The 22,180-nt window shown below is 47.9% G+C and carries 17 protein-coding genes and 1 pseudogene; 2 read left to right on the plus strand and 16 right to left on the minus strand.

Annotation, left to right across the window (positions count from 1 at the left end; translation table 11 throughout):
* Positions 1 to 28: 28 nt before the first annotated feature.
* The 14 genes from lhpI to yceD all read right to left on the minus strand — a co-directional run bounded on the left by lhpI (position 29) and on the right by yceD (position 15,537).
* On the minus strand, positions 29 to 967 hold the full coding sequence (gene lhpI, locus PRUB_RS15345; protein WP_010382104.1) for a bifunctional Delta(1)-pyrroline-2-carboxylate/Delta(1)-piperideine-2-carboxylate reductase: 939 nt from the start codon (positions 965 to 967) through the stop codon (positions 29 to 31).
* A gap of 10 nt (positions 968 to 977) precedes the next feature.
* Entirely contained in the window at positions 978 to 2,054 is a 1,077-nt protein-coding gene (locus PRUB_RS15350; protein WP_010382106.1) for a M24 family metallopeptidase, read from the minus strand.
* On the minus strand, positions 2,051 to 3,079 hold the full coding sequence (locus PRUB_RS15355; RefSeq protein ID WP_010382109.1) for a proline racemase family protein: 1,029 nt from the start codon (positions 3,077 to 3,079) through the stop codon (positions 2,051 to 2,053). The genes PRUB_RS15350 and PRUB_RS15355 overlap by 4 nt, the downstream gene beginning before the upstream one ends.
* A gap of 57 nt (positions 3,080 to 3,136) precedes the next feature.
* Positions 3,137 to 6,142 (minus strand): TonB-dependent receptor, encoded by a 3,006-nt coding sequence (locus tag PRUB_RS15360; RefSeq protein WP_010382111.1) that lies wholly within the window; start codon positions 6,140 to 6,142, stop codon positions 3,137 to 3,139.
* A gap of 245 nt (positions 6,143 to 6,387) precedes the next feature.
* Positions 6,388 to 8,250: a DUF885 domain-containing protein gene (locus PRUB_RS15365; RefSeq protein ID WP_010382113.1), complete on the minus strand. Its 1,863-nt coding sequence runs from the start codon at positions 8,248 to 8,250 to the stop codon at positions 6,388 to 6,390.
* A 116-nt stretch (positions 8,251 to 8,366) separates the two neighbouring features.
* The gene (gene mltG, locus PRUB_RS15370; RefSeq protein ID WP_040644456.1) at positions 8,367 to 9,377 is read right to left on the minus strand and encodes an endolytic transglycosylase MltG; all 1,011 of its coding nucleotides are present in this window, start codon (positions 9,375 to 9,377) and stop codon (positions 8,367 to 8,369) included.
* The gene (gene pabC, locus PRUB_RS15375) at positions 9,377 to 10,144 is read right to left on the minus strand and encodes an aminodeoxychorismate lyase (protein WP_010382117.1); all 768 of its coding nucleotides are present in this window, start codon (positions 10,142 to 10,144) and stop codon (positions 9,377 to 9,379) included. The genes mltG and pabC overlap by 1 nt, the downstream gene beginning before the upstream one ends.
* A 114-nt stretch (positions 10,145 to 10,258) precedes the next feature.
* Positions 10,259 to 11,497: a beta-ketoacyl-ACP synthase II gene (fabF, locus tag PRUB_RS15380; RefSeq protein WP_010382118.1), complete on the minus strand. Its 1,239-nt coding sequence runs from the start codon at positions 11,495 to 11,497 to the stop codon at positions 10,259 to 10,261.
* Between the two features lie 84 nt (positions 11,498 to 11,581).
* Positions 11,582 to 11,818 carry an acyl carrier protein gene (acpP, locus tag PRUB_RS15385; RefSeq protein ID WP_010374019.1) on the minus strand — a complete coding sequence of 79 codons (237 nt, stop codon included), beginning with the start codon at positions 11,816 to 11,818 and terminating at the stop codon, positions 11,582 to 11,584.
* A 209-nt stretch (positions 11,819 to 12,027) separates the two neighbouring features.
* Complete coding sequence (fabG, locus tag PRUB_RS15390; RefSeq protein ID WP_010382120.1) at positions 12,028 to 12,774, minus strand: 3-oxoacyl-ACP reductase FabG; 747 nt, start codon at positions 12,772 to 12,774, stop codon at positions 12,028 to 12,030.
* 15 nt (positions 12,775 to 12,789) lie between these two features.
* Positions 12,790 to 13,716 (minus strand): ACP S-malonyltransferase, encoded by a 927-nt coding sequence (gene fabD / locus PRUB_RS15395; RefSeq protein WP_010382123.1) that lies wholly within the window; start codon positions 13,714 to 13,716, stop codon positions 12,790 to 12,792.
* Positions 13,717 to 13,775: 59 nt separating this feature from the next.
* Entirely contained in the window at positions 13,776 to 14,819 is a 1,044-nt protein-coding gene (gene plsX / locus PRUB_RS15400) for a phosphate acyltransferase PlsX (RefSeq protein WP_010382126.1), read from the minus strand.
* Between the two features lie 11 nt (positions 14,820 to 14,830).
* Positions 14,831 to 15,001 carry a 50S ribosomal protein L32 gene (gene rpmF / locus PRUB_RS15405; RefSeq protein ID WP_010382129.1) on the minus strand — a complete coding sequence of 57 codons (171 nt, stop codon included), beginning with the start codon at positions 14,999 to 15,001 and terminating at the stop codon, positions 14,831 to 14,833.
* Positions 15,002 to 15,012: 11 nt separating this feature from the next.
* Positions 15,013 to 15,537 (minus strand): 23S rRNA accumulation protein YceD, encoded by a 525-nt coding sequence (gene yceD / locus PRUB_RS15410; RefSeq protein WP_010382131.1) that lies wholly within the window; start codon positions 15,535 to 15,537, stop codon positions 15,013 to 15,015.
* A 120-nt stretch (positions 15,538 to 15,657) separates the two neighbouring features.
* On the opposite strand from yceD, the gene PRUB_RS15415 reads away from it, so the two are divergent.
* Positions 15,658 to 16,245 carry a Maf family protein gene (locus PRUB_RS15415; RefSeq protein WP_040644442.1) on the plus strand — a complete coding sequence of 196 codons (588 nt, stop codon included), beginning with the start codon at positions 15,658 to 15,660 and terminating at the stop codon, positions 16,243 to 16,245.
* On the opposite strand, the gene PRUB_RS15420 is transcribed toward PRUB_RS15415, so the two are convergent.
* A complete protein-coding gene (locus tag PRUB_RS15420) occupies positions 16,207 to 16,875 on the minus strand; it encodes an HAD-IA family hydrolase (RefSeq protein WP_010382136.1) in 669 nt (222 codons plus the stop codon). The genes PRUB_RS15415 and PRUB_RS15420 overlap by 39 nt on opposite strands.
* Positions 16,865 to 17,827 (minus strand): 23S rRNA pseudouridine(955/2504/2580) synthase RluC, encoded by a 963-nt coding sequence (gene rluC, locus PRUB_RS15425; protein ID WP_010382139.1) that lies wholly within the window; start codon positions 17,825 to 17,827, stop codon positions 16,865 to 16,867. The genes PRUB_RS15420 and rluC overlap by 11 nt, the downstream gene beginning before the upstream one ends.
* Positions 17,828 to 18,336: 509 nt before the next feature.
* Here rluC and rne point away from each other — a divergent pair.
* Positions 18,337 to 21,322, plus strand: a pseudogene (rne, locus tag PRUB_RS15430) (ribonuclease E); the annotation flags it as partial.
* Positions 21,323 to 22,180 lie beyond the last annotated feature (858 nt).

Here is a 22,180-nt window from a genome sequence, read left to right on the forward strand (position 1 = left end):
TTTATTCCTCCTTGTCGATTTCCACATCTTAACTTTGCTCCAGCACCAGTTTAGCGGCCAGCAAATCACTGAGCGCAGTACCAACCGATTTAAACAACGTAATTTCACTGCCATCCTGCCTCAGGAAACAGTTTTTCCGAGCCATGTCGGCCAACTCTCCTGCTACTTGATCCGCACTAAACACCCCTTCCGCAATAGGGATAAGCAATTCCCCAGCCTCATTCAGAACATTGGTTTTACTGTCAACATATACCCGGCTGGCAAGCAATGTTGCGGTATCAATCTCTCGCGCATCTTTATGATGATTCCCAATCAGATCTATATGTGTTCCCGGACTCAGCCAACGCCCGTCAAACAACGGAGTATGGCTGCCCGTCGCAGCACAAATTACATCTGCTGAACCTATGAGCCCCGCACTACTCTGGCCAAGCACAAAGTCGACCTCGGGAAAGTCCTGCGCCAGAGTCGCTTTCAGGGTTGCTCCTTTGTCCGGATTTCGGGCAACCAGCGTCACTTTCTCGTAATTTCTTACCGCCAGATGGGCACGCACCATATAAGGTGCCAGTTTCCCTGCACCAAACATCACCAGGTGCCTCGCGTCTTCTCTGGCTAAATAAGATGCCGCGAGCGCAGAAACAGCAGCCGTGCGCCATAAAGTCACCTGAGTGCCGTCCACCAACGCCAAAGGTTCACCGTGCTCACGACCAAACAACATGATTTTTGAATACAGGCTGGCTTTGCCATGTACTTCATTGCCCGGAAAGTAGGTAAAAGCCTTAACACCTATCACTGAGTCATTCCATGCTGGCAGCACAGCAAAAGCGTCATGATGCGTGGCCTGCGCATCCAGCTCAAAGACACTGCGCCTGGGCATGATATGCGCGCTCGCAAACCCCCGTTGCAGCGCAGCAATCAAAGTGGGAAAACTCAGTGCCTGCTGTACCTGCTCTCGCTCTATCACTTTCATAATGACTCCTTTATAGCTCAAAATCTTGTGGGGTATGAGTCAACAACTCATAGCCAGAGTGTGTAATCACAATATCTTCTTCCAGCCTTACGCCACCAACGTCTGGAATATAAATCCCGGGCTCAATGGTGATCACATTGCCTGGTTCCAGGCGGTAATCAACGCCCGGTTTGATGAAGGGCTGTTCATGCAGAAAAAGCCCGAGACCATGCCCCAGCCCTTCTCCTGCATACTGGGCAAAATCACTGTTCATCATGACCGCATGCGCAGCCGCATTGAGCACCTGACAGTCTTCGCCTGCACAGGCCCTTGCCAGCGCTGCTTGCTGGGCACTTTGTACCGTATCAAACATGCTGCGCTGCGACACACTGGGTTTACCGTAGACATAAGTACGGGTCATATCAGAGCGATAGCCATCAACAACAGCCCCAAAATCAACCAAGATTAAGTCCCCATACTGAAGCTTCTGCGTCGAGGGGTTACCATGAGGCAAGGCACTGCGTGGGCCAAATAAGAGAATGGTGTCAAAAGATACTCCCTCAGACCCCAGCTTTTGCATACGATAATCCAACTCCAGGGCCAGGTCGCGCTCACTGATCCCTGCTTTCACGAGTGGCAAGGTATCCGCCAATGCCTGATCAGCGATTTGAGCGGCCTGACGAATGCAGGAAATTTCCTGCTCACTTTTCACTTGTCGTAATTGCTCAATAAAACCTGTGCAGGGTGTTAATACACGACCAGAAAGCTCGCGGCTGATCTCTTGCCACTGACCTACATCAATATGTGCAGCATCAAATGCCAGTGCCTTTAGCTCTGCGGATAAGCAACTCAGGCACTGACCCAGGCTTTCAGTGTCTCTGTGTCTCAATATGACTTCAGCCTGCTGCGTTTCAGCCTGCGCACGCTCATAATAGCGGTAGTCTGTGATCAGCTGACATTGCTCAAGGCTGAGCAACAACGTTGCTGCATGTCCGCTAAACCCGCACAAGTAACGGATATTTTCGTAGCCGAATACCACCATGCCCTGATATCCGGATGACTTCAGCAAATTGCGTAATTTAGTTTGTCGTTGTAGATACTGATTCATCGTAGAATAAATCCTTGTTGAATTGGATCGTCAGGATCCAGCCAAAATGTATGTTCCCCGGTGACATATGCTTCGCCTGTTACTTTTGGTCGCACCGCATCCCGACCACCATACTGACAAACCGCATCGATACCGACATCAAATCCGGATGCCAGAATCCCTTCAATATAGATAGTCTCGCCCCTGCCAAGCGCTCCCCGTGCAGCCAGCAATGCGGCTCTGCCGCTAACACCTGTCCCTGTGGGGCTGCGATCTAGCGAACCATCAGCAAAAATACACACATGACGACTATGGCAATGTGACCCGCTCACCTGTAAATTGGAATAAAACACAACGCCATATAAGAAACCCAACGACATGTCTTCAGGGTGTTCAAGTTGAACCTTGCCTGCTAATGCGCGTTTTATTTTCCTGCCCAGACTAATGATCTCTTCACTATTTCGCAGGCTCAGAGCCAGATCGAGTTGATCAGCGTCGACATACGCATAATAAGCACCACCAAATGCAATATCACAGTACACAGTGCGCATTCCGGCCAGTATTACCGGCACATTCAGCTGACAAACGAAAGACGCGACGTTGTAAAATCCAACCTGTTTTTTGTCGCCAGAATAAAACGCGCAGATCTGCCCCGCAGGCGTATCCATTTTCAACTGATGCTCGCCCACAGTCTCTGAGCTTTGGGTTCTTACCAACTCAGTCAACGCAATTACCGCATGACCACACATGGTGGAATACCCCTCATTGTGCATAAACAAGACGCCAAAGGCGCTGTCTGCACGCTGCGGCTCTGTCAGCAACGCACCATACATATCTGCATGTCCGCGTGGCTCAAACATCAGCATTTTGCGCATGTCTTCATAGTGCGTCAGGCAATACAGGCGTTTGTCTGCCATGTTATTCCCTTTCGGCTCAGGCACACCTGAGGTAATAATACGCAGCGGTTCGCCAGCCGTATGCATGTCCAATGCTGTTACTTGTGTCCAGTGTTGTGGCATCTGACACCGGCTAAAATCTAATTTCATCACTTCTCCATAAAGAAAAGCCGGGCACGAAGCCCGACTAACCAGGGAAACAAACGATCAAAAAGTAAAACGAGCAACCAGGGAAATGTAGCGCTCCTCCTGACGGCGGGTCACCAGACCATAATCTGGATTGAGCTCCAGTTCCTGACCTTCTACCGAGCTATTTCGTGTTCTCGTTTCGGTGATGTCCAACGCAGCATCGTTATTCAGCAGGTTGTATACTGTGGCTTTGAGCATCAAATCATGACCTGAAATTTCAGTGTTGTAAGTCATGGATAAATCTATGTTGGTCAACCAAGGTAAGGTATCAATGCTGCCTCGCGGCGCCGCATTGCCGTTCTCATCATAATGGCTAACATGACCGTAATCCCGGCTCACACACGCATCCCAGGGGCTGCCGTTCTTACAGCTATCAACATTACGGGGGTGCAAAGATAAATAGTTGGTCGGGCGGCCTGAAATGGCGCGTGCAACCATCCCCAATGTCAACTCATCAGTCAGTTCATATGCACCGGCAAACTTAAACGCGTGGCGGTGATCATTAGGCAAATTGCCGTAACCATTGTCCATCAAATCGGCATAATCATATGATGTCGTCCAACCTGGATCCGCCTGATTATTGTCAGTTTTGACTAATCCTTCGGTATTCCCGTAGCTATGAGACCAGGTATAAGATGAGTTGATCCTCAAACGATCGGTGATACTGCCTTCCAGCGTAAACTCCAACGCCAGATACTTACGCTTAGCTTGTTGTAATGCCAGCTCCTCTGCACTCAGGTTTATCTCATCCACCTGACCATCACCGTCGAAGTCATAGCTCATGGTAATGGCTTCGCCCGGGTTATTCAGCACATAGTAGGAACTTTGCCCGACATTGTCTGAAATTCCCATTTCAGCCAGCTTTTTCGCTAACACTGGGCCCACGTCGGTATCTTCTACGCTACGTCCCAGATCCCGATAAATAGCACGAATACCCAGTGCCATATCGCCGAACACTTCTTGCTGATAACCCAGAGTGAATTCATCTGAGTACATGGGTTTTAAGCTTGATGAAGCAATCAATCCGGGTTCCGTAATACCGCGTTGACGCCAGTAGCGATCGCGCAACTGTGCACCTCGGCTGGGAGAGCCATCTGCCCCCAGTACTGGCAGTCCATTGGCATCCACTTCGTCCAATGCATAATACTCAAACCATTCAATGGAAGAAGACCCTTGTGTCACGTTCATATTGACCGAGACGGGCTGAAAATAACGACCATAAGTTGCAAAGATTTTTGCACTGCCATCACCATGTAAGTCATAAATGGCTTGCAATCTGGGTGCAAACTGATTTTTCATATCAACGAAAGCACGCCCATCGGAAACCGTGTTTTCAAATTCGCTGTATCTGAAGCCCAAATTCAGTACCAGATTATCCGTCGCCTGCCAGCTGTCGTTTACATAGAATGCCAGTGCAGTCGAGTCAGAATCCACCTCTCTGGTGCGCACCCGGCGCTCAATGTAATCCGTGCCCTGTGGCGCACCAGAAATATCGCCTTCTGACGCGGTTAAGATAGTCCACCACCCCTGTGCCTCACCTAAGCCATTTTGACCTTCATAATAGTCAACCGTGATCTTGCTGTAATCCAGACCAAATGACACAGAGTGCATTTCGAGATCCCAGGTAAAATCGAGTTTAAACTGATCGCGCACAAACTCTTCTTCTGTGACACTACTCGCGGTATGAGACGACACGGTGACAAAGCCATCACGCTCATCCCACACGCCCGGCTCTGTAGATGCGACCACGTTTTCGACATTTTCCGATACCCGACCCAATACAGCGGAGACTGAGAAAAAATCATTGATATAACCGTTGTAATTAAGACTGTATACTTTGCCGCCGTCTTCGCCGGGGGCAGCAACACCGCGTTGCTCACCTATTACATTGGTTTCCCAGTCATATCCATAGGATGTGGTATCCCAGGTCCGTTTGTTGTTCATCGCTGAAAAGCCCACGGAGTGGTCTTCACTGATAAACCAGTCTAACTTAGCAAACCAGCGATCTTCTTCGCGATCACGATCGTTGTAGACAGTTTGTCTTGCCCAGGTATGGTTTTCTCTGCGTGGAGCCAGTAATCCATAGAAGAACAACGAATCTTCAATCAACGCGCCGCTGGCCCATACCTGAATTTCCTTAAAGGACTCGTCTGACTGCTGAGTATTGGTGTCATAACCCACAACACCATTACTCTGGTAGATAGAGTCATGCTGGTCTCGCAGACTATTCGGGTCATAGCGCATTTCGACACCTAATTTGAAATCGTTATCACCGGATTTAGATACTGCATTCACAATCCCACCGAGTGCGCCCCCAAATTCTGGGCTGACACCCCCTGTTTTAACCTGAGTTTGCGCAATGGCCTCCCAGGGCAAACGAATGGACCCCAAGCCAGTGCGAATACTGGTGACATTCAGACCGTTAAAATAATAGCCATTTTCAGCTGAAGAGGAGCCACCAAAGCTAGACGCACCTTTAAAGTCTGAGCCTCCAGGCTCTGCAGTACCAGGAGCCAGCAATGCGATACTTTCAAAACCAGTATTAACGGGCATGGCTTTGATTTCCTCATCTGTGTAAGTGACACCCGCAGTTGATGAAGCCATATCGACCCGACGAATGGCGGTACCCGACACAGCAATACGCTCAATATCAGTGGCACCTGCACGATAAAGTTGTGCATCCAATAGCACTGACTGGCCGATGTTTACCTGAATCTGTTCTTCCATAACCGACTCAAAACCATCTTTGCTAATCGTAACCTGATACTGACCAACTGGCAGGTTACGCAGGATATATTCACCCTGAGCATTGGTTGTTGTGCTGAAGGTCAACCCCTTAGCTTTATGAATAAACACCAGTTCAACTTCGTTGAGCTCACTGCCCTGTCCACTGACGATATTACCTCTAACCAGACTGTTACCGTCCGCTGCAAGTACAGGCACCGCGCTCCCTAATGCGAGCGCTATTGCACTCGCAGCCAGGGTATGACGGATCGCCTGCGTATTATTTTGATTGTTACGCATTTCTAATTCCTGTTGAGTTCCCATTGATGATTTGTCTGTGTCAGACCTATTCACCCTACAATGAATTTATATTGTATACAATATTTTTTATTCATTTATTGTTTGTTCAGCAATGAAAGTAGCAATCAAGGACACAGCAGTAATGCAATGGCGTTATCTGGAATTAAAAAACAGAAATGAAATTGGTATTGACCTGTTAAGGCCAAATAAAGAGATAAAAAAAGGTGGCTGCGCCACCTTTTTCTTTAACTTTGTGATGCCACCCAGCGGTCAACATCATCTTCTACAATGGCCAGTGGCCTTGCGCCCTTAAGCAAAATGACATCGTGGAACGCTTTGACATCAAACTTATCACCCAGCGCATTGCGGGCTTTATCACGCAATTCAACGAGTTTGATCATACCCAGTTTGTAACCAAGCGCCTGTCCCGGCCAGGCAATATAGCGGTCAATGGCCGACGTGACATCACTCATTGCCGAGCCTGTGGCCTCCGCGAAGTACTCTATCGCCTGCTGACGCGTCCACTGTTTGTAATGCAGACCCGTATCAACCACCAGGCGTGCAGCACGATAGGCTTCGGCCTGCAAACGACCGAGATCACCGAACGGGTCGCCTTCGTACATACCCATTTCGTAGGCAACAAGTTCGGAATACAGAGCCCAGCCCTCGATATAGCCATTGAATGACGCATTCTGACGCATCAGACCTATGTCTGTTTGCAACATGTTCAGGGCAATCTGGAAGTGGTGACCGGGCACCGCTTCATGATAAGTCAGCGTTTTCATGCCAAAGCTTGGCACCGCCTTCATGTCTTTAAGGTTGATGGCAAATACACCCGGACGGCTGCCATCCAAAGAAGGCGCACTGTAATAGCCACCCGGTGCACCCGCTTCAACTTCCTTGGGAATACGACGAACCTCAACTTTTTGCGGCGGTAATGTCGAGAAGTATTGCGGTGCCTTTTTATTAATGGTCTCAATTTCACCCCGTAAGAAGGTTAATAAGGCTTCTCTTCCTGCGTCACTGTCTTCGTATAAGAAGCGCGGCTCATCGTTGAGCTGCTTCATACGATCGCCCACAGAGCCTGTGGTATAACCATTTTCGCGCAGGATCTGATCCATCCGCTCTGTGATCCGTTTAACCTCGGCAAGACCAATATCATGGATCTGCTGTGCGCTAAGATCTGAGTCAGCCAGATACGTAATTTCATGCTGATAGAAAGCTTCCCCGCCTGGCTGAGCCCAGATCCCGACTTTTTCAGGTGCTTTTTCTTGCAATACTTTCAGATCTGCGATCACCCGGCGGTAAGCTGGATAAATTTGTTCATTTACCAGCCCAGTCGCAGTCGCGATAAGCTGAGTGCGTTGCTCTGCAGTTACAGCTGTCAGCGTTGATAATTTCTGCTCGAACGAAGTGACCAGCGGGTGCTTATCACTGGCATGCGCGATGAAGTTATTCAAATAGCCAAAGGTATTCGGAAACAAGACCTTAGGCAAAATAATGCCCTTTTCGGCATCCTCTGCCAGTTTGCCACGGACTTGCTCGGTGAGTATTGCGAACGCTTCCAGCCTGCTCAGGTAATCTTGTGCGTCCTGCAGGTTCTCAACGCTGTGCTGATCTTTGAGTAGATTGGGAATGTCTACCAGAGGTCCGGAAAGCTGGTTAACGATATATGGGAGGTGCCCGCCCCAGGTGTCGATATAGCCCCCACTAAATTGTGCATCACCAGCATAGTAACGCGCCAATACCTCGTTCACACGCAGGTGCAGGCGGTCATCTTCGTTCATTTTATGCGATTGTAGGTGCTTTAGTTTTTCCGCAGCGTTATTCATATCAATTTGCAGTGCCTGCATGCCAGATGCTGAGTAGTCGGGCAATCTGTCGGCATAACTACCGTATTGCTCGGCAGGCAACTTTAATGAGGTTGCCAGTGCGGGCTGATGATTAATGAAGGTTTGCGTATATGCGTTAACTTGTTTGTCAATGTCGGCACGAGATAATGGTGCAGCGGCAATGGCTGCTGAATCGGTCTGATTGACCCGACTATCCTGAGCACAGCCAGTCAGAGCCATCGCTACGGCCAGCGTGAGCGCGTTCAACTTATTCATTTCAGAGCTCCAGTTTTTTATTCTGTGTAGTGTTGTGATGCTGGTATACCATATTTGTCTACAATATACAGCTGCTTGAGATCAGAGATTAAGGGCACTCACTCATTTTCAAGCACTTAGCCATTATGTTTGTTCAATATATAACGCTGTACCGCCCGGTTATGCTCTTTTAAGGACTTGGAAAAATAGTGGCTGCCGTCACCTTTGGAAACAAAATAAAGGTAATCAGTCTGTGCGGGCTGAGTTGCCGCTTTAATTGCATCAAATGATGGCATTGCGATAGGCGTTGGAGGTAACCCTTTAATTCTGTATGTATTATACGGCGTATACTCGCGCAAATGACGACGCTTAATGTCTCCGTCAAAGCTATCACCCAGACCATATATCACTGTTGGATCAGTTTGCAATCGCATTTTTCGGTTCAGACGGTTTACAAAAACAGACGCTATCACTGGCCGCTCCTGTGCTTTACCCGTCTCTTTTTCAATGATGGACGCCAGGATCAATGCTTCATAGGCTGAACTTATAGGCAGATCTTGTGCACGTTGCTGCCAGGCCAAAGCCAGCTGGGTTTGCATACGTTCACTGGCATGCCTGAGCAAGGTGGACGCTTTATTGTGGGCATGATAATGATAGGTCTCAGGATACAGCCAGCCTTCCGGGTGAGAGTCCACAGCGCCAAACAGCTCATCTGCATCTCCCCCAACGTGCAGAGCAAGATCCGTGTCAGTCAGGTCAAAATCGATAAAAGGAGCTGCTTTGAGGTTTGCCAATACCTGTTTAAAGGTTTGCCCCTCTATAATCGTAAACATAAAATCGGCCTGTGCACCGGAGGATAACTTTGACAACGCGTCAAGCACGCTCAGGCCTTGCAATTCGTAAACACCCGCTTTAACGTTAACTCGCTCAGGGAACAATTTTCCATAAACTTGATAAGGCAGGCAACGGTCAATCCAATGCGCTTGCTGCCAGCGCTGGCAAATTGCCGCAAAAGTATCACCCCGTTTAACCTCAAAATAGCGAGTATCACTTAACAAAGGCGCATCGCTAACATGCGACACATACTGGGCGGCAGTCAGCATAACAATGACCAAGCCAGACAACAAAAGTAAAATCAGTTTTCTCATCATGCTTTAACAACAAGCTCCGCAGCCAATGCCTGTGCCTGACTCAGACTAAATTGCTGATGCGCTATCTGACGCACTGGTACAAGACCCATCAGGCTGTTACACAGATAAACAGCATCCGCCGCACATACTGAAGTTAAGTCCAATGTGGCCGTTTCTATGGTGTTATGCTGTTGTAGGCTTGAGAGAAACACGCCCTGGATCCCACAGCGAGACAAATCCGGGGTATACCAACGCTTATCTTTACAGATCAGAATATTAGCGGCGGAGCTTTCAATCACCTCCCCCTGTAAATCCATGACCAATACGTCATCAGCTTGTTTAGTTGCGGCGTTTTGTTTAATCAGGACCTGCTCAAGGCGATTCAGTGTTTTTAATCCTGCTAACAAAGGTTGATGACCCAGGCGAACATCAGACAGAGCAAGACACACCCCGTTTTCACGCCATTCTGAATAGTGAGCAGGATAAGGCGATGAAGAGACCAAAGTAGTTGGTTGCGGTTCGTCAGGTAATCCATAGCCTCTGCCGCCCTCGCCTCGGGTGATCACCACCTTAAGCACCCCGTCATTTAGCTGCGTCGCAACGCTTTCGCAGTGCTCTGACAACGCACTCAGATCAAGCGCCGGGAAATACAACGCGCTTGCACACTGCTTCAGACGTTGTAAGTGTCCTTCCCACCTGTCCAGCTTGCCTTCATACACTCTGATCGTTGTAAAAAAGCCATCGCCATAATTTAATCCCCGATCTCGGCTATTAACCTGCTGCATCACTCTTTATCACCTCAAAAATATTAGCCCAACTGTACCATATTCATTGTTGAGACAACGTCAAAAAGGCATAAAAAAACCCGGCTCTGCCGGGCTTTTATGATTTATCAACTATCAGACTTTTTTAAATAGCAAAGAGCCATTTGTTCCGCCAAACCCAAATGAGTTACATAGCGCATAGTCCAACTTAGCATCACGTGCAGTATGTGGCACATAATCTAAGTCACACCCTTCGTCTGGATTGTCCAGGTTGATAGTCGGTGTCACTTTTTGGTGCTGTAGTGATAAAATACTGATAATAGACTCTACTGAGCCTGCAGCCCCCAACAAGTGGCCCATCATTGATTTAGACGAGCTCACCATTACATCTTTTGCAGCATCACCGAACACAGACTTAACCGCAGAGGTTTCAGCTTTGTCACCCGCTGACGTAGACGTACCATGCGCATTGATGTAGCCAACCTGCTGAGCATTTACACCCGCATCTTGTAGGGCATTTTCCATCGCTAACGCAGCACCAGCACCGTCTTCAGGCGGCGATGTCATATGGTATGCATCACCACTCATGCCAAAACCAACCAGTTCGGCATAGATCTTGGCACCACGCGCCTTAGCATGCTCGTACTCTTCCAGTACAATCACACCTGCACCGTCAGCCAGCACAAAACCGTCACGATCTTTATCCCAGGGGCGAGACGCAGCTTGTGGGTCGTCATTACGTGTAGACAGAGCGCGGGCTGCGCTAAAGCCACTCATACCAATTGGCGTTGATGCTTTCTCGGCACCACCGGCAACCATAGCATCTGCATCACCGTAGGCAATCATACGTGCCGCATGACCAATATTATGCAGACCTGTCGTACATGCCGTAACGATAGAGATATTAGGACCTCTCAGACCGTGCATAATCGACAAATGACCCGATATCATATTGATAATGGTCGAAGGTACATAAAATGGAGACAGCTTACGTGGACCACTGTTAAGTAACTTAACATGGTTCTCTTCAATCAGTGTCAGGCCCCCGATCCCAGAACCCACAGCTACGCCTACACGATTGGCGTTGTCTTCTGTGATTTCCAATCCGGAATCTTTAAGCGCCTGTACGCCCGCAGCAACACCGTACTGAATGAACAAGTCCATTTTCTTGGCGTCTTTCTTTGACATGAATTGAGTCTCGTCAAAATCATTGACCAGACCCGCAAATTTAGTACCGAACTGAGTAGTGTCAAAGTGTGTGATATTGCGAATACCACTTCGGCCTTCTAACAAGCCCTGCCAGGTTGACTCAACGTCATTACCTAACGGCGTCAACATACCTAAGCCAGTTACTACGACTCGACGTTTAGCCACGGTTTCCTCCAAAAGGGATTTTCGAAATGATGGGGGGTATAAAGAATCAGGGCAGCGAACGCTGCCCCAATTTAAAGCCGTTAATTACTCAGCGTGAGCAGTAACGTAGTCGATCGCTGCCTGAACAGTAGTGATTTTCTCAGCTTCTTCGTCAGGGATCTCAGTGTCGAACTCTTCTTCAAGAGCCATTACCAGCTCAACAGTATCAAGAGAATCAGCACCCAGATCGTCTACGAAAGACGCTTCTGATTTTACTTCTTCTTCTTTAACACCTAGTTGCTCAACGATGATTTTTTTTACGCGTTCTTGGATGTCGCTCATTCTTCTTTCCTTTATTTAAACGCTATCGCGTTAATTTCAGATTGCGGCGTAGTTTACGGCGCATCATACTGTGATTCAAGGATTGACCATGACTTTTTTTTCTGGTCAAACCTGTTACTAAATATTTTCTACTTTTATCGCCTATTTTACTAGCAATTTCAAGTAAGATTGCCGCAAGATCACAAAAACTTCAATCTCGCTGACAATTGTTACACCATGTACATAGCGCCGTTTACGTGTAAAGTTTCGCCTGAAACATAGGCTCCGGCGTCTGATGCGAGGTAAACTGCTGCTGCTGCGATCTCTTCTGGCTTACCAAGACGTCCTGCCGGCACGTTCGCGAGCGTTGCTGCTTTTTGCTCGTCAGTTAGCTCATCAGTCATGTCAGTTTGGATAAAACCCGGTGCGATCACATTCACAGTAATACCCCGTGAAGCGACTTCACGAGCCATCGATTTCGAAAAGCCAATGACACCCGCTTTCGCTGCAGCGTAGTTTGCCTGACCTGCGTTACCCATAGTGCCAACTACCGAGCCAATATTGATGATACGACCTGATTTTTTCTTCATCATAGGACGCAAAACAGCCTTAGACAATCGGAAAATTGAGCTCAGGTTGGTATCAAGAATCTCATCCCACTCTTGATCTTTCATACGCATCAACAGGTTATCACGCGTAATACCGGCATTGTTTACCAGCACATCTACATCACCCAGGTCTTGTTTAATCGCCTGTAGTGTTGCTTCGATTGAATCTGCGTCGGTTACATTTAACTTGTACCCTTTACCATTGTCACCCAGATACTCAGAGATTCTGTCTGCACCTGACTCACTTGTTGCAGTACCAGCTACCTTTGCACCCTGTGCTACCATCGCGTTCGCGATTGCTTTACCAATGCCTCGGCTTGCGCCCGTGACAAGTACAACTTTACCTGTCAAATCAAATAGGTTTGTCATATATAATTCCGTCATTTATTTTGCAGACGTGATTGCGGCCGCATCATTGACGGCGCTGCACGCTACAGATTTATCAATTCGCTTGGCCAGACCGGTCAGTACTTTACCCGGACCAAATTCGTAAGCCTGTGTGATCCCTTCTTTCGCCAATTGCTGAACAGTTTCGGTCCAACGAACCGGGCTGTATAACTGGCGAACAAGTGCATCTTTAATTGCTTCACCACTTTGCTGCTGCGCGACATCAACATTATTAATGACAGGGAATGTCGGCGCAGAGAACTCAATCTCTGCCAGATCTGCAGCCAGTTGCTGTGCAGCCGGCTTCATCAGCGCACAGTGAGAAGGCACGCTTACAGCCAATGGCAATGCGCGTTTAGCACCCGCTTCTTTACAAGCAGCAGATGCACGCTCAACCGCTTCTTTATGGCCAGCAATGACCACCTGACCCGGTGAATTATAGTTTACCGGGGCCACCACTTGCTGTTCAGCCTGCTCTGCACAGATTGTCGCGATGACATCATCATCCAGGCCTATAATTGCCGCCATAGACCCCGTACCTGCCGGCACTGCCTGTTGCATGTACAGACCGCGTTTTTCTACCAGTTTAACGGCCGTGGCCAGATCAAGCACACCCGCACATACCAGCGCTGAATATTCACCCAGACTGTGACCAGCCAATACCAACTCAGCGTCGACCTGTTCAGTCTGCCATTGACGGAAAATCGCGACACTGGCAGTCAGCAATGCAGGCTGAGTGCGATGTGTTTCGTTTAGTTCGCTTTCAGGACCATCAACGACTAATTTAGCTAAGTCGTAACCCAGCGCTGCAGAGGCTTCTGCAAACGTGTCCTGAACAACCTGGGAAGTTTCTAATAATTCCGCCAGCATACCAACGCTCTGAGAGCCCTGGCCTGGGAATAGTAAAGCAATCTTTTGTGACATAGTGTGCTCTTTTGATTTCTATATCCTGCCGTTTCCTTAGCAACACTATTTGGATGAAACTAGGATCTGGCAGATGTCTCTTCAATCGGCGCCATTTCTTCAAAGGTCGCCTGGATCTTATCTGGAATACGTCTGTCGATCTCTCTGGCCGCTTCTTCGATAGCAGCCATAAATGCCTTCTTCGACGCATTTCCGTGACTTTTCACTACAATACCGCGCAATCCTACCAGACTTGCGCCATTATACTGGTCGGGGTTCACACGTTTATACAGTTTTTTTATGACGGGCCTGAGTAAAAATGCCAAGCAACGATAAAAAAGGTGCTTTTTCAACGCTTTTGTAAACTTAAACATGATAAGTTTGGCAATTCCTTCACAGGTTTTCAATGCAACATTGCCAACAAACCCTTCACAGACAATGACGTCTGACTTACCCGAAAATATATCACTGCCTTCACAATAACCCTGATAGTTAATGACTGGACAGTCCTGCATTAATTTAGCAGCTTGCTTGATGCCATCATGCCCTTTAATGTCTTCCAGTCCGATATTAAGCAAATGTACCTTGGGTCTTTCCAGTTTAAGCGCCGCACCCGCGACAATGGATCCCATAATCGAGAACTGTAATAAGGTTTCAGGGTCGCACTGAACGTTGGCACCTAAGTCCAACAGGTATACAGGTTGTTTCTTTTCTGTTGGTACGGACGTAATAAGAGCTGGCCGTTTGATGCCTGGCAGCATTTTTAATACATAATGAGCCATGCTGAGTAGTGCACCTGTGTTACCTGAGCTCACGCAAGCTTGTGCTTGTCCGGCTTTTACGAGATCCAGTGCAACGCGCATGGAAGAGTTGCGTTTATTACGCAGCGCCTGAGCAGGTTCGCAAGTATTGGTGACGACTTCATCGCAGTGTTTAATGATTAAACGTGGATGAGACAGCGCATTGGCTTTTTCCAGTGCACTTTCAAGAACGGTACGGTTGCCACATAGCAACAGTATCAAACGGGGGTGTTTTTCTACCGCTTCGATTGCGGCGGGTATTGATGAACGGGGGCCGTAATCGCCCCCCATCATATCTAACGCTATGGTTAGATCAGCGTGCATAAAGCAATCTCTTACTTAGAAATTACTTTTTCGCCTTTGTAGTAACCGTCAGCAGTTACGTGGTGACGACGGTGAGTCTCACCAGAAACTTGATCTACAGTTAGTGTAGGACCGTTAATAGCATCGTGTGAACGACGCATGCCACGACGTGAACGTGACACTTTACTTTTTTGTACCGCCATTAGCCTATCTCCTAAGAATCTTTCTTAAGTTGTTTTAAAATTTCAAATGGATTTGGTTTGCTCTCTTGTTCTTCTATCTCACCAAAGCTAACTGGCTTATCAGAAAAAGAACAAGATCCTTCTTCATGCTTAGGAACGATGGGGATCGCCAGTATCAATTCATCTTCGACAATTTGCCGGAGATTAATTTCACCTTCTTCATCCAACTCCACAACATCATAGCACTCAGGAAGTTCGTCCGACTCTGCACCTAATCCGACTGGCGAATACGCAAAGTCTTGTTCCAAATCCAACCCTAGTTCATCGTTGCAACGTTGACACAACACTGTGACTTTGGCTTGTACGCTTCCACGCACTACAACCAAACCTTGCTGGTCTGTTTCGCAACGAATAGTTACCGCTATTTCACCTACTTGATCTTGCACAACTTGCTGCAAACGAGAAAGTTCTTCAAGCGCTATAACACCGTCATAACTGGCCCGGCGCTGTGCCGCTTTGCAAGGATCAATGGTGATGGGAATTTTCACCTTTTGCATAGGGGCTGCATCATATAGATAGTTACTGCTTTAGTCAAAGCAAAATTAAACTTTCATATTGTTTTTAGCCGCGTTGTGATTATCCTATGGGAAATTTTCTCTAACGCGGTCCCGGTACTTATGAAATCACCACTAATCTTAGCCTCCAGCTCACCATTTAGGCAGCAAATATTGGCAAAATTATGCCTGCAATTTGACAGTTTTTCACCTGACATTGATGAGTCAGCACACCCACAAGAAACGCCAGCCGAACTGGTGGCCCGATTAAGTGAAGCCAAAGCGCAAACAGCGCATCAGTATTATAGCAGTGGATTGGTGATCGGCTCAGATCAGGTGGCATTATTTAATGGTCAGATCCTCGGTAAACCTCATACCGTTGAAAACGCCCATGCTCAGCTTCAACAATTCAGTGGCCAGGTCGTGACTTTTCTGACCGGGCTATCTGTTTATCAACTTGAAACGCAGAAAGCCATCACAAAAGTCATCCCATTTAAAGTGCACTTTAGAACACTCAGCGAAGCTCAGATAAAACACTATGTCGCCAAAGAGCAACCACTCAATTGTGCGGGCAGTTTTAAAAGTGAAGGGCTGGGCATTTGCCTTTTCGACAAACTGGAAGGAGAAGACCCCAATACTCTGATTGGCCTTCCCCTGATTGAACTGACTAAATCACTGGCTGAGTTCGGCGTCGACGTGCTCGGACAATAAAAAATCACTCAGCTGTGCATAGCTATGGCACAAGGCCAGTGGTGCATACTTTATTAATTGCGCTTCACTGGCTGCGCCTAATGTCACAGCGACAGCGGGTACGTTTGCATTGCTGGCCAGTTGCATATCAATGCCAGTGTCACCGACCATAATTGCATCGCAAGCATCGACTGCAAGCTCGGTTAGGATCTGCTGCAACATATCAGGATCTGGTTTTGACTTTGCATCATCTGCCGTTTTAGTCAGGCAAAAATAGTGACTAAGGCCACTATGTGCCAGCAAGTTATTTAGCCCCACCCTGCTTTTTCCCGTTGCAACTGCAAGCAAAACACCTTGTGCTTTCAGATCAGCCAACAGTACTTCGACCCCTTCAAACACAGCAATGGGTGTTGTGTCTTCCTTATATAGACGTTTATAACTCTTTGCCAGCTCAGCGGCCTTGTCTTTTTGTTCGGGAAACAAGGTCGCTACAGCCGTTTCAAGCGACAAGCCAATAATTGATTTAGCAGCATCGTCCGAGATAGGGGGCAGTTCATGATATTGTGCAACCTTATGTAAGGTATTCACAATTTTAGGCACAGTGTCCATTACCGTGCCATCCCAATCAAAAATGACCAGTTTACGCACCATTATTACCCCTTAGCGTTTTCAGACAATGTTCCAGTGCTTTGTCCAATGGTGCTTCGACGTGCAATGTGGTTTCGTGTTTAGGGTGAATAAACCTCAATTCACGGGCATGCAGGAATAACCGACCCAGGCCTAACTGGCGCATTTTACTGTCAAACACCTGATCCCCATACTTATCATCACAGGCTATTGGGTGGCCTTTACATTGTGTGTGCACCCTGATTTGGTGAGTACGACCCGTTACCGGCGATGCCTGAACCAAAGTCGCGCCATCAAAACGCTCTAACACACGAAAGCGGGTATGAGAGGCTTTACCCTCTTCATGATCTACGCGTACCACCCGCTCGCCAGATTGCAACGTATTTTTCCGCAGCGGTTCGGTGACATTTTTATGTTTAGCAGACCATTCTCCGCACACCAGCGCCCAGTAGTTTTTTTCCATGGTTTTTTCTCTGAGCTGTTCATGCAATCCTTTTAGAATTGCCCGGCGTTTTGAAATCAACAGACAACCTGAGGTGTCGCGATCTAATCGATGCACCAACTCGAGGTTTCTTTCATCCGGACGCAATGCACGGATAGCTTCTATTAACCCATAGCTCAAACCACTGCCACCATGAACCGCCATGCCGGAAGGCTTATTCATAACTATCAGATACTTATCTTCGTAGAGAATGGCATCTTCCAGCCCTGCGACTTTGTCCAGGTTCTTTGGTACAAACTCAGATTTTTCCGCCACTTTAACCGGAGGAATGCGCACTTCATCATTCAGTTGTAGCTTGTAAACTGGCTTGATCCGCTTTTTGTTAACCCTGACCTCCCCTTTGCGAAGAATTTTGTAGATTGCACTTTTCGGTACCCCTTTGAGATGGGTGAGCAAAAAGTTATCTATACGCTGACCGAGTTGGTCTTCCGTTATGGTTACAAAACTTACCTTTAAGCCGGTTTTTTCTGACATTGCCTAATCACTGAATTGAGTAATAATTTAGTTGCTATCACGCAGGTATTAGTGGGATAATCGGCCCGCCTATCTTTGCGAGCGTGCTTTTTATCGCATTGATGCCGCTGTGATGCACATCTTGGGTGGAGGATCATACAGATTAGAGCTGAGATTTCCACAGCTTTATCGACCCGACCCAGTGACAAATACGTGCGTTTAATCTTAAATGAAGCGTGTAATAGTTCATTGTATTGATTAAACACAGCTAAACAACCGAAATTAAAAGCAATAATTATTAATGTCTTGTGTAGATTAGTCGGGTTAGATTTAGACCCGTGCGACATCCGTAAGCCGAGTGAAACACTCTGTAACCCGCCACTTAAAAGCAGTGTGGCATAAGCGTTATATGCGGAAGTAAATGATTGTTCCCGTCTCCCAGTCGTGAGACTGCATTATAAAAATAGGAACACTAAACACCTGAACTAAGGTGCACAGACAAAGTGTAAAAAATTAAGTAGAGTAAAAATATGAAACGTATGCTGATCAATGCGACGCAGCAAGAAGAAATGCGCGTTGCACTGGTTGACGGCCAGCGTCTGTACGATCTAGATATCGAAAGCCCTGGTCATGAACAAAAAAAAGCCAACATTTACAAAGGTAAAATCACTCGTATAGAACCTTCCTTAGAAGCCGCTTTTGTCGATTATGGTGCTGAGCGCCACGGTTTCCTCCCTCTTAAAGAAATTGCCAAAACATACTTCCCTTCAGGTTACACCTTCAATGGTCGTCCAAACATTAAAGATGTGATCAAAGAAGGCCAGGAAGTCATTGTTCAGGTCGATAAAGAGGAACGAGGCCAGAAAGGGGCTGCGCTAACGACTTTCATCAGTGTCGCTGGGAGCTACTTGGTACTGATGCCAAATAACCCACGTGCTGGCGGTATTTCTCGCCGCATCGAGGGTGATGAGCGTATCGAGCTGAAAGAAGCACTGAGCCGCCTGAACCTGCCAAAAGGTATGGGTCTAATTGTACGTACAGCAGGTGTTGGCAAGTCTTTTGAAGAATTAGAGTATGACCTTAAAGCGTTACTTGTGCACTGGGAAGCGATCCAAAATGCAGCTGACAGCGGTAAGGCACCATTCTTAATTCATCAGGAAAGTAACGTCATTTTCCGCGCTATTCGTGATTATTTACGTCGCGATATCGGTGAAATCCTGATTGATAAAGCACGTGTATTTGAAGAAGCGAAAGCGCATATCGAGCGTTTCAGACCTGACTTCATAAACCGCGTTAAGCTGTATCAAAATGATGTTCCGTTATTCACACACTATCAAATCGAAAGTCAGATAGAATCAGCTTTCCAGCGTGAGGTACGTCTTCCTTCAGGTGGCTCTATCGTTATCGACCCAACGGAAGCACTGACCTCTATCGATATCAACTCGTCAAAAGCAACCAAGGGCGGTGATATCGAAGAAACAGCATTAAATACCAATTTAGAAGCCGCAGACGAAATTGCCCGCCAATTACGTTTACGTGACCTGGGTGGCCTGATAGTCATCGATTTCATTGATATGACGCCTCCTCGTCACCAACGTGAAGTGGAAAATCGTCTGAAAGACGCCGTACGCGCAGATCGTGCTCGCGTTCAGATCGGCAAGATTTCACGTTTTGGCCTGCTGGAAATGTCTCGTCAACGTCTGCGTCCATCGTTAGGTGAAGCCAGCCAGCATACGTGTCCACGCTGTGATGGTCAGGGAACCATACGTTCAAACGAATCGATTGCTTTGTCCATTTTACGTTTGATCGAAGAAGAAGCCATCAAAGAGAACACCGCTCAGGTTAATGCACAAGTACCGGTAAAAGTAGGCTCTTACCTGCTTAACGAAAAGCGCCGGGCTGTGCAGCGCATCGAAAAACGCCATAACTGTGATGTAGTGATCATTCCTAACCAGCACATGGAAACACCTCATTATGACGTTGTCCGTCTGCGCAAAGATGATGTACCGGAAAGCGTCAGCTATGATCAGGTTGTAACACCTGAAGTTGAAGTTGTCGCCGCGCCAATTGCTACCCCAGTGGTTAAAGAGGAGCCGGTTCTGAAAGGCGTCGCTATGCCAACAGCGCCAGCCCCAGCACCACAACCAGCGCAAGAAACAAAGCAACCTCAGACACAAAAGAAAGTAGAAGAGGAAGCGGGCCTGCTAAGTCGCATTGGCAAGTGGCTGAAAGGTCTGTTTGGTACTGAGGAAGAGCAAAAAGAGGAAGAGCAGCCTAAGCAACAGCCTCGCCAACGTCAGGACAACCGCCGTCGCAATCAGCAGCGTCGTAAAAATCGCAATCGTAATGACCGCCGTAACGATGGTCGTAATGACGGCCGCAACGATGAACGCAATGACAACCGTAAGGCTGAGCAAGACAACAGCGATAATAAGGCACGTAAAGAAGATCAAAACGACAACCAGGAACGCAGCGAAGGTCGCAACAAGCGCCGTCGTCAAAACCAACGTCGTCGCAATGATTCTGATAAAGCGAAGCAAAATACAGAGCAAAGTTCTGAGCAAAAGCAGGACAATGCAGAGCAAGCAACGCAGGAAAAAGCGAACAAACCTCGTCGCCAACGTCGTAACCTGAAGAAAAAGGTGCGCATTGAAGGAGAATCAAAAGCGACTCAAACTGCTAATGAAGCAGTTGTAGCTGAAACTGTAAACGATTCAACGCAAAAACCGGAGCAAGTGCAACAGCCTGCTACAGAGCAAAAAGCGGAGACAGTCACAAAAGAAGTGACCCAACAAGCTGTTAAAGTTCAAGTACCTGCATCTGATGTCCCTGCGGATGAAGAGGTTAAGCTTACTCAGAATCAAGCTCAGGACAGCCAAAAAGGTGAAGAAACAGCGGAAGAAGACAAAGAGCAACGCGAACAGCCGCGCACTCGCTCTCGTCGCTCTCCACGTCACCTGAGAGCAGCTGGCCAGAAACGCAAACGTACTGAGAATAAAGATGCAACACCTGCATTTGTACCAGTTGCAGATCAGGCTGCTGCGGAGTTTGAAGCTGAGCTCAATGCCACAGCTGAGCAAGCAGCGGAAGCACCTGCTGCTGAACAAGCCGCAGAAGCACCTGCTGCTGAGCAAGCCGTAGAAGCACCTGCTGCTGAGCAAGTTGCAGAAGCACCTGCTGCTGAGCAAGGCTGAGCAAGTTGTAGAAGCACCTGCTGCTGAGCAAGTTGTAGAAGCACCTGCTGCTGAGCAAGTTGTAGAAGCACCTGCTGCTGAGCAAGTTGTAGAAGCACCTGCTGCTGAGCAAGTTGTAGAAGCACCTGCTGCTGAGCAAGTTGTAGAAGCACCTGCTGCTGAGCAAGTTGTAGAAGCACCTGCTGCTGAGCAAGTTGTAGAAGCACCTGCTGCTGAGCAAGTTGTAGAAGCACCTGCTGCTGAGCAAGTTGTAGAAGCACCTGCTGCTGAGCAAGTTGTAGAAGCACCTGCTGCTGAGCAAGTTGTAGAAGCACCTGCTGCTGAGCAAGTTGTAGAAGCACCTGCTGCTGAGCAAGTTGTAGAAGCACCTGCTGCTGAGCAAGTTGTAGAAGCACCTGCTGCTGAGCAAGTTGTAGAAGCACCTGCTGCTGAGCAAGTTGTAGAAGCACCTGCTGCTGAGCAAGTTGTAGAAGCACCTGCTGCTGAGCAAGTTGTAGAAGCACCTGCTGCTGAGCAAGTTGTAGAAGCACCTGCTGCTGAGCAAGTTGTAGAAGCACCTGCTGCTGAGCAAGTTGTAGAAGCACCTGCTGCTGAGCAAGTTGTAGAAGCACCTGCTGCTGAGCAAGTTGTAGAAGCACCTGCTGCTGAGCAAGTTGTAGAAGCACCTGCTGCTGAGCAAGTTGTAGAAGCACCTGCTGCTGAGCAAGTTGTAGAAGCACCTGCTGCTGAGCAAGTTGTAGAAGCACCTGCTGCTGAGCAAGTTGTAGAAGCACCTGCTGCTGAGCAAGTTGTAGAAGCACCTGCTGCTGAGCAAGTTGTAGAAGCACCTGCTGCTGAGCAAGTTGTAGAAGCACCTGCTGCTGAGCAAGTTGTAGAAGCACCTGCTGCTGAGCAAGTTGTAGAAGCACCTGCTGCTGAGCAAGTTGTAGAAGCACCTGCTGCTGAGCAAGTTGTAGAAGCACCTGCTGCTGAGCAAGTTGTAGAAGCACCTGCTGCTGAGCAAGTTGTAGAAGCACCTGCTGCTGAGCAAGTTGTAGAAGCACCTGCTGCTGAGCAAGTTGTAGAAGCACCTGCTGCTGAGCAAGTTGTAGAAGCACCTGCTGCTGAGCAAGTTGTAGAAGCACCTGCTGCTGAGCAAGTTGTAGAAGCACCTGCTGCTGAGCAAGTTGTAGAAGCACCT

This window comes from Pseudoalteromonas rubra, assembly GCF_000238295.3.
GTDB lineage: Bacteria > Pseudomonadota > Gammaproteobacteria > Enterobacterales > Alteromonadaceae > Pseudoalteromonas > Pseudoalteromonas rubra.